This is a genomic window from Pantoea sp. T14, assembly GCF_036663535.1.
In the GTDB taxonomy this organism is placed as follows: domain Bacteria; phylum Pseudomonadota; class Gammaproteobacteria; order Enterobacterales; family Enterobacteriaceae; genus Pantoea; species Pantoea phytostimulans.
On sequence record NZ_JAWUEB010000027.1, the window covers coordinates 668,854 to 682,532 of the forward strand.

Genomic DNA, 13,679 nt, shown 5'->3' on the forward strand with positions numbered 1-13,679 from the left:
TTTTCGGAGAACATCATGACTATTTTTATCAGAAGCTTGCTACTGCTGCTGGCGGTGAGTTTGCCAGCGGTGCATGCGGCAGACAGTGGCTGGCTGCGTGATGCGCAGAACTCGCATGCAGAAGTACGGCTGCGCAGCGCGCCACACAACAATACGCAACAGGTGCTACTGGATATTCGGCTGCAACCGGGCTGGAAAACTTACTGGCGTACGCCAGGCGAAGGCGGTGTTGCGCCAACCATTCGCTGGAAGCAATCCACCCTTCAAAGCCGCTGGTATTGGCCAACACCCGCCCGCTTTGATGTCTCAGGACTGACCACCCAGGGTTATCACGGCGATGTCAGTTTGCCGCTAGCCATCAGTAATCTGCAAGGCAACCGCCTGGCGGGGACGCTCACGTTATCTACCTGTTCCAACGTCTGTATCCTCACTGACTACGCTTTTTCGCTGGATCTCACGCAGCCCGCTCAGAGAGCGTTTGCCACTGACTATGCCCGCGCGATGGGCCAGGTTCCCGTGTCATCGGGATTGACCGACAAGCTGCAAGCCCATTACGTCGCAAATGAAGTGCAAATCCGTGCCGAGCGCCAGGTAGGATGGCAACAGCCTGAACTGTTTTTTGATAATCCTGCCGGCGCAATGATGGGTAAACCGATCATCAATGTTGATGGCACGGTGTTGGAGGCACGAGTACCGGTCAGCGATGAGTGGGGCGATAACGCGCCGGAGTTGGTCGGTGAAACCGTGTCACTGGTGATTGCCGACGGCGGGATTGCTCAGCAGAGCGAAACGATACTGGGCCAACACGCGCTGTTGTCGTCGGACAGCACCCACTTTTTAGTGATCGCCTTGATGGCGCTGTTGGGTGGATTGATCCTCAATCTCATGCCCTGTGTGTTGCCGGTGTTAGCGATCAAGCTCAGCGGGCTGGTGCAGCAGCAGTCGCTGAGCCGCGCTCAGACGCGGAAGCAATTTCTGGCTTCCAGCGCCGGTATTATCGCCTCGTTTTTACTGCTGGCGCTGCTAATGACCGGGCTGCGATTAAGTGGTCAGGCGCTGGGTTGGGGCATTCAATTCCAAAGCCCTGGCTTCTTGATTTTCATGGTGTTGGTCACTTTTTTATTCAGCGCAAGCCTGTTTGATCTGCTGCATTTACGGCTGCCATCCTCGCTGAATACCCGTCTGGCGACGCACGGTAACAACGGCTTGCTGGGGCATTTTACCCAAGGCGCGTTTGCCACTTTGCTGGCAACGCCGTGCAGCGCACCTTTTCTGGGCACCGCGCTGGCCTACGCCTTGACCGCGCCGTTGCCACAGCTCTGGCTGCTGTTTTTCTTTCTCGGCGTTGGCATGAGTTTGCCTTGGCTGGCGGTGGCGGCGTTGCCCGGCGTGGCGCGATGTTTGCCGCGTCCGGGACGTTGGATGGTGCATCTGCGCAGTGTACTGGCATTGATGATGTTGATGGCTTGCTTCTGGCTGCTCAGCTTGTTGATGGGCCACTGGGGGCGCAACGCGGTAATGCTAACAGCCGCTGGGTTGATGCTACTGCTGGTCGGCTGGCTCATTAAGTGTGGGGCGCTGCACAAGGCGATTGCGCTGTTTTTCACTGTGACGCTGGCGGCGGCCTGGCTGTTAATCACCCGCGTTCCGTCTGAACGCGATGCACTCAACTGGCAACCATTAAGTGAAGAGGCGATTGCCGCTGCGCAGGCCAATCACCAGCGGGTATTTATCGACGTTACGGCCGACTGGTGCATTACCTGCAAAGTGAACAAATCGCGCGTGCTGTCAGATGCCGAGGTGCGCGACGCGTTGAGTGCCGAAGATATCGTGCTGCTGCGCGGCGACTGGACGCATGCCGATCCACTGATCGGGCAATTCCTGCAACGTCGCGGCAGTGTCGCAGTGCCGTTTAATCAAATTTATGGCCCGGCATTACCGCAAGGCCACATTTTATCGCCGTTGCTTTCGCGGGATGCGGTGATCTCTACGTTAAAAAATGCCAAGGAAGAATAATGAAAAAGTCCCTGTTACTGACGTTGATGTTGAGCACGGCCTCAGCTTTTGCCGCTGCGCCCTTTACCCCGGAACAAGAAGCCCGCATCAAAGAACTGATCCGTGAAACACTGGTGCAGAATCCAGCGATTCTGGCTGAAGCTGCCGATGCTTTTGATAAGCAGGCCGCGCATGCTCAACAGGATAGTGTGAAGCAGATGATCGTGAAAAATCATGACCTGATTTATAACGACGCCGGTTCGCCGCGTGTGGGGCCTGAGAAAGCCGCGTTGACGCTGGTTTATTTCACCGATTACAACTGCGTTTTTTGTAAAAAATTTGAAGCAGATATTGAGCGCGTCATGAAAAAATATCCGCAAGTGGCGGTGATCTTCAAACCGCTGCCGTATCGCTCCGAAACCTCACTCAGTTCAGCACGACTGGCGCTGACAGTATGGGAGCAGCAGCCGAAAAACTTCCTGACGCTGCATGAGCGATTAATGGCGAAAAAAGGCAATCACGATGAAGCCAGCATTAAAGCCGCACTGAAAAAAACGGGCATTACCTTGCAGGAGCCGAGCAAAACGAGCCTGGATACCATCAACACGAATCTGACCTTAGCGCAGCAGTTGGGTGTACAAGGCACACCCGCCACGCTGGTAGGCGATCACATGATCAGCGGGGCGGTACCCTACGAGCAGCTAGAAACGGCGGTGAAGGCGGCACTTAAGGCGGCTAAATGATGCGATTCAAGCGTTGGCTGCGAGAAGGCGTCTGGTTATTGTTGATTGCTGCCGTTGCTCTGTGGGGCGTTGATCGCTTGCGCGCACCGGCTTTACCGGATGATTTAGCCACGTTGGTAGTGAAAGATATGCAGGGGAATCCGCTTTCTTTGGCGGAACTCAGCGAATCGCAGCCACTGCTGATTTACGTCTGGGCCAGTTGGTGCGGTATTTGCAAACTGACCACCCCCAGCATTGCAAAGATGATCGCCAACGGTGAGACGGTGTTAAATGTGGCGCTGCGTTCAGGTGATAACGCTCGCGTGCAGCAGTGGATGAGTAAGAAGGGGCTTAACGGGCCGGGCATTAATGATGAAAAAGGGGAGCTGACGCAACATTGGGATATTGCGGCAACGCCGACTTTTATCGTGCTGCATAAAGGCAAAGTGACCAGCAGCACCAGCGGCTGGACCAGTCGCTGGGGGCTTGAATTCCGATTGTGGTTAGCTCATTTTTAAATCAATACGTTATTTGTATGCGGCAACGGCCTGTTTTTAGTCGAATAGTCCAAAAATAGTGCCAGCCCCTTAAACGTTCATCGTGTATATATGACAAAAAGTGGCTGGCGCAGGACGCATGTTCTCGTCGTTGAATAACAGCAACATAGCGCGTTTAAAGTATTAAATTTTTGACACTGAACATATAAACATGTCTTTAAAAACAGTGTTGACACTGTTAAAAAAAGCGGTAAATTAGAACTCAACGGAGAGAGAAAAATATATTTCCGTTACATCAAGCCCAGAAAGTTTGATGTGGGCTATACTGTAAGAGTACGTTGAGAAGTTCCTGAAGTTGTAGTAAATCGCGATGATGTAAGGCCATGTTTTTTAAGTTATTTACGTTACGGCAGGGTGGGTTTGTTGATTCATAAAGCCGTAATGAAAGTAAGGCAACGCATCAAAAAGTATATATCGCGATGGGGTGTGCAAGTTTAGCCGGGCCTGACATGACTTTGCCTCTAAAAAAGCCTATCAGGTGGTTTAAAACCGTTAATAATAATGACGTTTGATTCTGAGGAGCCATTATTATCTGTGAAAACTTGTTCATAAAGCAGTATTGAAAGTAGTAAGTCTCTATTAAGTTAATTAATGTTAAATGTTGAAAAAGTAGTACCCTAAAAGCCCTGGCTATCACAGTCAGGGCTTTTATCATTTCTACGGTCTATACTGCTTTTTTCTCTTAACAACTCCTTGAAAACATTTCCAAAGCCAGCGTCATTCCACGATACGCCAGGCATAGCGCCTTTCTGTTCAGTAATGAATCGTAAACAATGCCGCGCTAATTTCATAATGCTATAGCCTTAATCAGCCTGCAGGAGTGTAGGTATCGTTTCCGCCTGATAAAAAGGAAGAGGCCCACTGAATGTTTTCCCGCTTTTTTATTTATCGCCCAGTGTTTGCCTGGGTGATAGCTATCTTGATTATGCTGCTCGGCGCGCTTTCCATTACCCTGTTGCCCGTAGAACAATACCCTGACGTCGCACCGCCTGCGGTCAACATCAGCGCAACCTATACCGGTGCATCGGCCGAGACGCTAGAAAACAGCGTTACCCAAGTCATTGAGCAGCAGCTGACCGGGCTGGATAATTTGCTTTACTTCACTTCCAGCAGCAGTTCACAGGGCAACGTTTCGGTGACTGTCACGTTCAGCCAAGGAACCGATCCAGACACTGCGCAGGTTCAGGTGCAAAATAAGGTGCAGCAGGCACTGACTCGATTACCCAGCGAAGTCCAGCAACTGGGCGTGACCGTAACGAAATCGCAGTCAAACTTTTTGCTGGTGATGGGGCTGTATGACACCACCGGGAAAAGCAACAGCACCGACATTGGGGATTGGCTGGTCAGCAACATGCAGGAGCCGTTGGCAAGGACAGAAGGCGTGGGGGATATTCAGGTGTTTGGCGGGCAATATGCCATGCGAATCTGGCTTGATCCTTTCAAACTCAATGCCTATTCACTGCAACCCTCGGATGTTTCCACGGCCATTCGCGCGCAGAATATTCAGGTCTCTGCCGGGAAGATCGGTGGGCTTCCCTCTCCAGATAATCAACAACTTACAGCAACCGTCAGGGCGCAGTCGCGTCTTCAAACGCCTGAACAGTTTCGACATATCATCGTAAAAAGTGACAGAAATGGTGCGATTGTTCGTGTCGGCGATGTAGCTCGCGTTGAGTTGGGCGGTGAAACTTACGATATGACCACGCGTCTCAACGGACATCCGGCTGCGGGTATCGGTGTGATGCTGGCACCGGGCGCGAATGCACTCGATACCGCCACGCTGGTTAAGCAGAAAGTCGAAGAGTATCGACATTCCATGCCTGCCGGGTATGAAGTGGCATACGCGCTGGACAGTACCGACTTCATTAAAATTTCCGTAGAGGATGTGGTGATTACGCTGATTGAAGCTATCGTGCTGGTCGTCGTCGTCATGTACCTGTTTTTGCAAAATATTCGCGCAACCATTATTCCTGCGTTGGCGGTGCCCGTGGTGTTATTGGGGACGTTCGGCGTGTTGGCGCTGTGCGGTTATACCATCAACACGTTGACGCTGTTTGCCATGGTACTGGCCATCGGCTTGCTGGTAGATGATGCCATTGTGGTGGTCGAAAACGTCGAACGCATCATGCATGACGAAGGTTTGCCAGCCAGAGAAGCAACAGAAAAATCGATGAAAGAGATCTCCGGCGCATTGATTGCTATCGCGCTGGTGCTATCGGCGGTGTTTCTGCCCATGGCTTTTTTCGCCGGTTCAACAGGCGTAATTTATCGCCAATTTTCTGTCACTATTATCGCCGCAATGACTTTTTCCGTGCTGGTGGCATTGACGTTAACACCAGCGTTGTGCGGCATGTTGCTTAAACCTGGCAAGCCGCATCAAAAAGGATTTTTTGGTGGTTTTAACCGCTTTTATGCGGCAACCGAGCGTAAATATCGCCATAAAGTCGTGAGCACGCTGCGTCGGCCGCTGATCATGATCTCGCTGTACAGCGCGATGGGGTTGGTGTTGTTTTTTATGTTTACCCGCCTTCCGGGCAGTTTTCTGCCGACAGAAGATCAGGGCAGCATCATGCTACAGGCAACGCTGCCAGCCGGGGCAACAGCCAGCCGAACGGAAGCGGTTAATAAGCAGATTGTTGACTGGTTTCTCACCCAAGAAAAAGAGAATATCGATGTGGTATTCACTATCAACGGCTTTAACTTCAGCGGCGCGGCGCAAAACGCCGGTATGGCATTTATCAAGCTTAAAAACTGGGATCAGCGTGAGGGACGTGAAAACTCAGCGGAGGCGATAGCCGGGCGCGCTACCTATGCGCTTTCCTCAATCCGTGACGCGCAAATCTTCGCGCTGACGCCACCGTCCGTGCCAGGTTTGGGACAGAACAACGGCTTTACCTATGAACTGCTCGCCAGCGGCGGTACCACGCGCAGCGAACTGGAAAACCTGCGCGATCAGTTGTTGCAACAGGCCACCCAAAGCCCGGCACTCTCTGCGGTGCGGGCAAATATTCTGCCGCAAATGCCACAGCTGCAAATCGATATTGATACCAACAAAGCGGTGGCGCTGGGTCTGCAGCTGGATGACATCACCGATACGTTAACCAGCGCGTGGGGCGGCGCATATATCAATGATTTTATCGATCGTGGTCGCGTCAAACGCGTTTACATTCAAGGTGATGGACAGTATCGATCGGCGCCTAACGATCTGGACAAATGGTTTATCCGCAACAGCGAAGGCGGCATGACGCCTTTCTCTGCTTTTGCGTCAACGCGCTGGACTATGGGACCGGAAAGCCTGAACCGCTATAACGGTTCTGCCGCGTTTGAAATTCAGGGCCAAAATGCTGAGGGATACAGCTCGGGAGATGCGATGGCGACCATGGAGCGACTGGCTAACGCGCTGCCTGCGGGAACAACCGGGGCATGGAGTGGACTCTCATTGCAGGAAAAGCAGGCGGGGGGGCAATCGACCGCGCTGTATGCCATCTCCATTTTGGTGGTGTTTCTCTGCTTAGCGGCGCTGTATGAGAGCTGGTCTGTGCCGTTTTCTGTGTTACTTGCCGTGCCGCTGGGTGTGCTTGGCACGGTGATAGCCGTGGCGCTACGCGGATTAAGCAACGACATCTACTTCCAGGTCGCTTTGTTAACCACGGTTGGGCTGACCTCGAAGAACGCGATATTGATTATTGAGTTCGCAGAAGATGCTGTACGGCAAGGACGCTCACTGAGTTCAGCCGCGCTACAGGCTGCCCGAACGCGTCTGCGCCCGATCATGATGACCTCGCTGGCCTTTATTGCCGGTGTGGTGCCGCTTGCGATTGCGACAGGTGCGGGCGCAAACAGCCGCATTGCGATAGGCACCGGGATTATCGGCGGGACGTTAGCCGGTACAGTACTGGCGCTGTTCTTCGTCCCGCTGTTTTTTGTCTTGGTTAAACGCTATCTCACCCGGCATGGATCCGCTAAATAAATCGCTGAAACCTCAAGCCTGTACGAGCATGTGCAGGCTTAAGGTGCTGCGGCAAACAGTCAGATGATTAAACAGCAAAAGCGCGATTTACTGCGTATTGGCGGTCAAAAAATCTTCGCGCTGCGGCGTGAAGGTGTCCAGCAGCGTTCCCGCTTCCAGACAGACACAGCCGTGCACCACGTTGGGTGCTTTATACAAAGTATCGCCCGCAGCGACTTCCTGCGTGACACCCCCAATCGTAAAGGCGAAACGTCCGCTTAACACATACGTTAACTGCTCATGTGGATGATGGTGTAAAGGACCAACCGCATCCTTTTCAAAGATTACTTCAACAGCCATCATGCCGCCGCCGTGAGCCAAAAGGCGACGCATAACGCCATTGCCTAAATCTTCAAGCGGGCGGTCTTGTTTATAGATAAACATGTGAACTCCTGATGTTGGTCGGGCATGCGGTGGTCGTTTTGTGACAGCACTCACAGCGATGGGGTGATTTAACCCATGCACTTTAGCGTTTTTTTATTAAAATGAAACGGTGTTTCAATTAAATGCTAAGGGTAGATCATGAAAATTGCGTTAATGATGGAAAATAGCCAGGCGGCTAAAAACGCCACCGTAGTGAAAGAACTGGAAGGCGTTGCTCAGCCATTGGGCCATCAGGTTTTTAACGTCGGGATGAGCGACGAGCAAGATCATCATCTGACCTACATTCACCTCGGCATTCAAGCCAGCGTGCTGCTTAACAGCCAGGCGGTGGATTTTGTGGTAGCGGGTTGCGGTACCGGACAAGGCGCACTGATGTCGCTGAATATTCATCCGGGTGTGGTCTGTGGCTACTGTATCGATCCTGCGGACGCCTATCTTTTTGCGCAAATTAACAACGGTAATGCGCTGTCGCTGCCGTTTGCCAAAGGCTTTGGCTGGGGTGCGGAACTTAACCTGCGCTTTATCTTTGAGAAAGCCTTTACCGGCGAAAAAGGGCTGGGCTATCCACCTGAGCGTAAAGAGCCACAGGTGCGTAACGCTGGCTTGCTGAATCAGGTTAAAGCGGCAGTGATTAAAGAGAACTATCTGGATACGCTGCGCGCTATCGATCCTGAACTGGTGCGCACCGCAGTGAGCGGCCCACGTTTCCAACATTGCCTGTTCGAGCACGGACAAAATCAGGAAATCATCAGCTTTGTACGCCAGCTGACGCAGTAAATTAGCGACGAAGTGAAAGGGCGGCTCTGGCCGCCCGTTTTTTTTATTCCTGTTCCGCCAGCGCCGGATTGTAATGACGACTCGCGTCCACCAGCATCCGCGTGTAGGGCATGGTCGCCCGATCGGCAACCAGCGTGTCAACATCCAGCGTTTCCAGCACCTTGCCATGCTGCATCACCGCCACGCGATGGCAGATATGCGCCACCACGCCTAAATCATGCGTCACCATTAAATAGGTCAGATTACCTTGCTGTTGCAGGTCGCTGAGCAGGTTGAGGATTTCTGCCTGCACCGAGACATCCAGCGCGGAGGTTGGCTCATCCAGCAGCAGCACGCGCGGCTCAAGAATCAGAGCGCGGGCAATGGCCACGCGCTGACGCTGACCGCCAGAAAGCTGGTGCGGATAACGCGTCTGAAAAGCGCGGTTCAATCCCACTTTCTCCAACATGCTGATCACCCGCTGTTGCCGCTGCCCGATGCCGTGAATCTGCAAGGGCTCTTCCAAAATATCGCCAATAGTATGACGCGGATGCAGCGAGCCGTAAGGATCCTGAAACACCATCTGCACCAGGCGGCAGCGCGTGTGATCGATTCGATGATCAAGAGGCTTTGCGTTAATCGCCAGTTCGCCTTGCCAGTGATTAAACAGGCCCGCCAGACATTTCAGCACGGTGGTTTTCCCAGAACCCGATTCACCCACCAGACCAAAAATCTCACCCTCTTTCACACTGAGATTAACGTCGTACAGCACCTGATTACGCGCGCCATCTTCGCCAAAGCTCAGGTTGAGATTGTTAACAGTAATCATCTTGACTCCTTACCCGTTCATCCAGCTAACGTGACGTTGTAACACCGGCAGGCGCGCACGGCGATGATCGATATCTGGCAAAGCGGCGAGTAAACCTTGGGTGTAAGGATGTTGCGCTTGATCCAGTTCGCTGGCGGCCAGCGATTCCACCACCCGTCCGGCGTACATCACCAGGACGCGATCGCAGAAGCTGCGCACCAGATTGATATCGTGACTGATAAAAATCAGTCCTAAACCACGTGCTTTTACCAAGTCGTCAAGCAGCGCCAATACCTGCAATCGCACCGATACGTCCAGCGCTGAAGTCGGTTCATCGGCAATCACCAGTTCAGGCTCGGTAATCAGCATCATGGCAATCATCACGCGCTGGCCTTGCCCGCCAGAGATTTCGTGCGGATAGAGTTGGTAAACACGCTCAGGATCGCGGATGCGCACCACCTCCAACATCTCCAGCGCCCGCTGACGGGCGGCGGCATGTTGTCCGCGATGATGGCTGCGCCAGGCTTCAGCGATCTGATCGCCGACGCGGATCACCGGATTAAGCGAATATTTTGGGTCCTGCATGATCATCGAGATGCGTTTACCACGTACGGCACGCATTTGTGCCGGGCTGGCGCGCAGCAGGTCGATATCGCCGAATTGCATGCGGCTGGCTTCAATACGGGCTTTCGCGGGGTGCAGTTGCAGCAGCGCACGGCCCACGGTGGATTTGCCGGAACCCGATTCACCCACAATCGCCAGCTTTTCTTGTCCAAGTTGAAAGGAGACGCCCCGCACTGCGGCGGTGGTCTGGCGTCCGTTGACAAAGTTAACGTGCAAATCACGCACGTCGAGCAACGGCGAAGCGTTACTCACTGCGGGGATCGAGCAGGTCACGTAGGCCATCTCCTAAAAAGTTAAACGCCAGGCTGTTAATCAGAATCGCTAAACCCGGAACGGTCACTACCCACCAACATTCCAACATGTAGGTGCGGCCGCTGGCGATCATCGCGCCCCATTCAGGATCGGGTGGCTGTGCGCCAAGGCCGAGGAAACCCAGCCCAGCAGCAGTCAGAATGATACCCGCCATGTTCATGGTGATGCGGATAATCACCGAGGGCAGACACAGCGGCACGATGTGTTTCCACAGCACGCGCAGCGGAGAAGCACCTTGTAGCCGCACCGCAGAGATAAAGTCAGCCTGACGCAGCGACAGCGTTTCAGCGCGTGCCAGACGTGCAATGGGTGGCCAGGCTGTCAGCGTAATCGCAATGACCACATGTTCCAGGCCGGGACCTAGCGCCGCCACGAACGCCAGCGCCAATACCAGACTGGGAAAAGAGATAAAAATGTCGGTCACGCGCATCAGCACGCTGTCGACCTTGCCGCCAAAGTAGCCAGCCGTCACGCCCAGCAGCAGCCCGAGCGGGCCAACAGTAATCGACACCAGCAACACGATGTAGAGCGTGATGCGTGCCCCCCAAACTAACCGGCTAAAGATGTCGCGACCAAATTCGTCGGTGCCGAACCAATGCTCGGCGCTGGGCGGCGTTAACGCATTATTTAAATCCTGAATCAGCGGGTGATAAGGCGCAATCCAGGGTGCGAACAGCGCCACAATGCACAGCACCAGAACAATGCCGCCGCCAATCGCCGTCAGCGGATTGCAGGCCATGCGCCAGAGAAAATGAGCGGTACGCGCAGCAAAGCGTTGGCAGCGCGCCAGCTTTTCCCGCGTCGCGCTGACATGAGGCGTGTCGTAGGAGATCGTCATACTTTGGTCCTCGGATCAAATACCTGATAAAGCAGGTCAGAGAGCAGGTTAAGCATCACAAAAATCAGGCCGACCACCAGCACGCAGCCCATCACCGCATTCATGTCGCCTAGCATTAAACTGCCGGTCAGGTAAGAACCAAAACCGGGCCATGAAAACACCGTTTCAATTAATACCGCACCTTCCAGCAGGGAACCGTAGGCGAGGGCGACCACCGTGAGCAGCTGAACCAGAATGTTGCGGAAGGCGTGCTGCCAGATCACCTGCCATTCCGTTAATCCTTTGACGCGGGCAGTAAGAATGAACTCTTGCGACAGTTGCGCGAGCATAAAGCTGCGCGTCATGCGGCTGATGTAGGCCAGCGAATGAAAACCCAGCAGCGAAGCGGGTAACACCAAATGATTGAGCGCATTCCAAAACACCTGGCTGTTGCCCGCTATAAGCGCATCTATCAGCATGAAACCGGTACGGCGCGGCACAATGCCGTCAAGACTGAAATCAACCCGACCCGCGCCGCCCACCCAACCCAGATGCGCATAGAACAGCAGCAAACCAATCATTCCCACCCAGAAAATCGGCGTGGAATAACCCGCCAGGCTGATCACACGTACGACGTAATCGATCACGCTGTTGCGTCGAGCCGCTGCCAGCACACCCAACGGCACACCTAATCCGGCGCCAATAACAATCGCCAACGTGGCCAGTTCAACGGTGGCGGGAAACACCCGCAGGATATCGTTGACCACCGGTTGGCCGGTAAGCAGCGCATGACCTAAATCGCCATGCAACAGCGCGTTAAGGTAGATACCGAACTGCACCCACAAAGGTTTGTCGAAGCCGAGTTGCTGATAAACCTGCTGATAAGTGGCGTTGTCAGCGTCGGGTCCAACAATCGCTAATACGGGATCCAGCGGCATCACGCGGCCAATGAAAAAAGTCAGCAGCAGCAGGCCAAACAGCGTAATAAGCACCTGTACGCCACGTTTGCTGATGCGGCGAACCTGGTTTTGAGTCAGCGTCATGGGCGGCCTCCCGCTAAGGTATCCGGTGTTTTCCATACGTCGCGCAGGAAAGTGGTGGCCGATGGATGCGGCTGATAATCCTGCACACGGTTATTGACCACCACCGAATCCACCATTTGTGATATCGGCATCAAGGCCGGCACCAGTTGGTCATATCGGCGTTGAATCGCGAAATATTCTTGCTGCTGTTTGGTGCTGTCGCGCTCGACCAGCGCCTGATCAATCATGCTATTGAGTTGGGCATCGTAGAAACCGGTGCGCCAGCCCTGAAAATTGGTCAGGCGTGCGCTATCGGCATTGTTTGGGTTATAGACCAGCGAACGCAGGCTGGAGTGAGGATGAGGTTCAACGCCGCTGCCGCCACGGCCCACCAGCAAGTTAAACTGGCGATCGCGCATTGCGCCGTAGATCTGATTACCGGTGCCAGTGACAATTTTGGCGCGGATGCCGCCTTGCAGCAGCGTGGACTGTATCGCGATAGCGATGTTCAGAAAGGGTTGGTCAGCTAATACGCGCAGCGTAGTGTCAAATCCATTGGGATAACCCGCTTCAGCCAGCAACGCTTTGGCGCGTGCAACATCCAGTTTGTAGCCAGGATCGGGCAGGGTGGCAGGCATATTTGCCTGAATCGGGCGCTGATGCAGCACGCCATATCCGGTCATCAAGCTTTTATTAATTCCCTGATAATCTACCAGATACCGTACCGCTTCACGCACTTTGACATCCGCGAAGTGGTCATCCTTCATGCTCATCGCCAGATAGTAAATAGTGCCTTTCTGTACCGCGTCGATAGCCAGGTCGGGATCGTTACGCAGGGCGCGTACGTCGGGAATCGCCATGTTGCTGGCAATATCCAGATCGCCTTTTTGCATCATCAAACGCAGAGTTTGTGACTCTTGTAAATGGCGAAATACCACGCGTGACATTTTTGCCTCGCCGCGCCAGTAATGATCTGCTCGGCTCATGCGCAGCACATCTTTGGCCTGCCAGACATCAAGGCGGAAGGGACCTGAACCCGCTTCGTTGGTGGTTAACCAGCGGTTGCCCCAATCGCCTTTCACTTCATGCGATTTCACCGTTTTGCTGTCCAGCACCACCATGCTGCCCAACGCCGCCAGCGAATAGATCACCAGCTTGGGATCATTGGGTTTCGGCAGGGTCATCACCACGGTGCGTGCATCGGGTGCGGTGATCATCTGATCCACATTTTCTTTCGTGAAACCATAAGATTTCCACACCGATGCTTGCGCCAGATTCAGGTGCAGCACACGACGCATTGACCAAATCACATCGTCACTGCTCAACGCATTGCCGGAATGAAAGGTGACACCGTCACGAAGGTGGAAGGTGAGCTGCTTGTTATCCGGGCTGATCTCCCAGCGTTCCGCCAGTGCAGGGCGCACGTTGGTCAGTTGTTTAGGATCGAGTTCAACCAAGCCGTCATACAGATTCACCACAATACCCACCACTTCATTACCGGTCATGGCGGCGGGATCCAGCGTGAGCAAGTTATTCATGTTCATGCCAACGATCAGCTGATCGTCAGGCGTTTTCGCCTGTAACGACGCGCTGCCCGCCAGCAGCAGCAGCGTGACAAGCCACGCGCCGCAGCGGTTGTAGAGTTTCATAATGTCAGTCCAGCAGGTCAGAGG

Annotated in this window: 11 protein-coding genes; 5 read left to right on the forward strand and 6 right to left on the reverse strand. The window is 53.7% G+C overall.

Translation table 11 applies throughout. The annotated features are described in order from the left end of the window. Positions 1–15: 15 nt before the first annotated feature. The 4 genes from SC127_RS21240 (at position 16) to SC127_RS21255 (ending at position 7,244) form a co-directional block, all read left to right on the forward strand. Positions 16–2,016, forward strand: coding sequence for a protein-disulfide reductase DsbD family protein (locus tag SC127_RS21240; RefSeq protein WP_332627933.1), 2,001 nt, complete (start codon positions 16–18; stop codon positions 2,014–2,016). Continuing rightward, complete coding sequence (locus SC127_RS21245; protein ID WP_332627934.1) at positions 2,016–2,738, forward strand: DsbA family protein; 723 nt, start codon at positions 2,016–2,018, stop codon at positions 2,736–2,738. Before SC127_RS21240 ends, SC127_RS21245 begins: the two co-directional genes overlap by 1 nt. Continuing rightward, a complete protein-coding gene (locus tag SC127_RS21250) occupies positions 2,735–3,235 on the forward strand; it encodes a protein disulfide oxidoreductase (RefSeq protein ID WP_332627936.1) in 501 nt (166 codons plus the stop codon). Before SC127_RS21245 ends, SC127_RS21250 begins: the two co-directional genes overlap by 4 nt. A 904-nt stretch (positions 3,236–4,139) precedes the next feature. Next, positions 4,140–7,244: an efflux RND transporter permease subunit gene (locus SC127_RS21255; RefSeq protein WP_332627938.1), complete on the forward strand. Its 3,105-nt coding sequence runs from the start codon at positions 4,140–4,142 to the stop codon at positions 7,242–7,244. A gap of 87 nt (positions 7,245–7,331) precedes the next feature. On the opposite strand, the gene SC127_RS21260 is transcribed toward SC127_RS21255, so the two are convergent. Continuing rightward, complete coding sequence (locus SC127_RS21260; RefSeq protein ID WP_215846848.1) at positions 7,332–7,667, reverse strand: cupin domain-containing protein; 336 nt, start codon at positions 7,665–7,667, stop codon at positions 7,332–7,334. 138 nt (positions 7,668–7,805) lie between these two features. On the opposite strand from SC127_RS21260, the gene SC127_RS21265 reads away from it, so the two are divergent. Further along, complete coding sequence (locus SC127_RS21265) at positions 7,806–8,444, forward strand: RpiB/LacA/LacB family sugar-phosphate isomerase (RefSeq protein WP_215846847.1); 639 nt, start codon at positions 7,806–7,808, stop codon at positions 8,442–8,444. Positions 8,445–8,487: 43 nt separating this feature from the next. On the opposite strand, the gene SC127_RS21270 is transcribed toward SC127_RS21265, so the two are convergent. The 5 genes from SC127_RS21270 to SC127_RS21290 are packed head-to-tail and all read right to left on the reverse strand — an operon-like array spanning position 8,488 to position 13,550. Next, positions 8,488–9,252, reverse strand: coding sequence for an ABC transporter ATP-binding protein (locus SC127_RS21270; protein ID WP_332627940.1), 765 nt, complete (start codon positions 9,250–9,252; stop codon positions 8,488–8,490). A 9-nt stretch (positions 9,253–9,261) separates the two neighbouring features. After that, positions 9,262–10,128 (reverse strand): ABC transporter ATP-binding protein, encoded by an 867-nt coding sequence (locus tag SC127_RS21275; protein ID WP_243077970.1) that lies wholly within the window; start codon positions 10,126–10,128, stop codon positions 9,262–9,264. Further along, positions 10,100–11,005 carry an ABC transporter permease gene (locus SC127_RS21280; RefSeq protein ID WP_243077969.1) on the reverse strand — a complete coding sequence of 302 codons (906 nt, stop codon included), beginning with the start codon at positions 11,003–11,005 and terminating at the stop codon, positions 10,100–10,102. Before SC127_RS21280 ends, SC127_RS21275 begins: the two co-directional genes overlap by 29 nt. Beyond that, on the reverse strand, positions 11,002–12,027 hold the full coding sequence (locus SC127_RS21285) for an ABC transporter permease (RefSeq protein WP_215846844.1): 1,026 nt from the start codon (positions 12,025–12,027) through the stop codon (positions 11,002–11,004). Before SC127_RS21285 ends, SC127_RS21280 begins: the two co-directional genes overlap by 4 nt. Further along, positions 12,024–13,550 carry an ABC transporter substrate-binding protein gene (locus SC127_RS21290; RefSeq protein WP_370661499.1) on the reverse strand — a complete coding sequence of 509 codons (1,527 nt, stop codon included), beginning with the start codon at positions 13,548–13,550 and terminating at the stop codon, positions 12,024–12,026. The genes SC127_RS21285 and SC127_RS21290 overlap by 4 nt, the downstream gene beginning before the upstream one ends. Positions 13,551–13,679 lie beyond the last annotated feature (129 nt).

Bases quoted from the DNA above. Each gene is read 5' to 3' on its own strand.
- SC127_RS21240 (WP_332627933.1), top strand. From the start codon at position 16: ATGACTATTTTTATCAGAAGCTTGCTACTGCTGCTGGCGGTGAGTTTG.
- SC127_RS21245 (WP_332627934.1), top strand. From the start codon at position 2,016: ATGAAAAAGTCCCTGTTACTGACGTTGATGTTGAGCACGGCCTCAGCT.
- SC127_RS21250 (WP_332627936.1), top strand. From the start codon at position 2,735: ATGATGCGATTCAAGCGTTGGCTGCGAGAAGGCGTCTGGTTATTGTTG.
- SC127_RS21255 (WP_332627938.1), top strand. From the start codon at position 4,140: ATGTTTTCCCGCTTTTTTATTTATCGCCCAGTGTTTGCCTGGGTGATA.
- SC127_RS21260 (WP_215846848.1), bottom strand. From the start codon at position 7,667: ATGTTTATCTATAAACAAGACCGCCCGCTTGAAGATTTAGGCAATGGC.
- SC127_RS21265 (WP_215846847.1), top strand. From the start codon at position 7,806: ATGAAAATTGCGTTAATGATGGAAAATAGCCAGGCGGCTAAAAACGCC.
- SC127_RS21270 (WP_332627940.1), bottom strand. From the start codon at position 9,252: ATGATTACTGTTAACAATCTCAACCTGAGCTTTGGCGAAGATGGCGCG.
- SC127_RS21280 (WP_243077969.1), bottom strand. From the start codon at position 11,005: ATGACGATCTCCTACGACACGCCTCATGTCAGCGCGACGCGGGAAAAG.
- SC127_RS21285 (WP_215846844.1), bottom strand. From the start codon at position 12,027: ATGACGCTGACTCAAAACCAGGTTCGCCGCATCAGCAAACGTGGCGTA.
- SC127_RS21290 (WP_370661499.1), bottom strand. From the start codon at position 13,550: ATGAACATGAATAACTTGCTCACGCTGGATCCCGCCGCCATGACCGGT.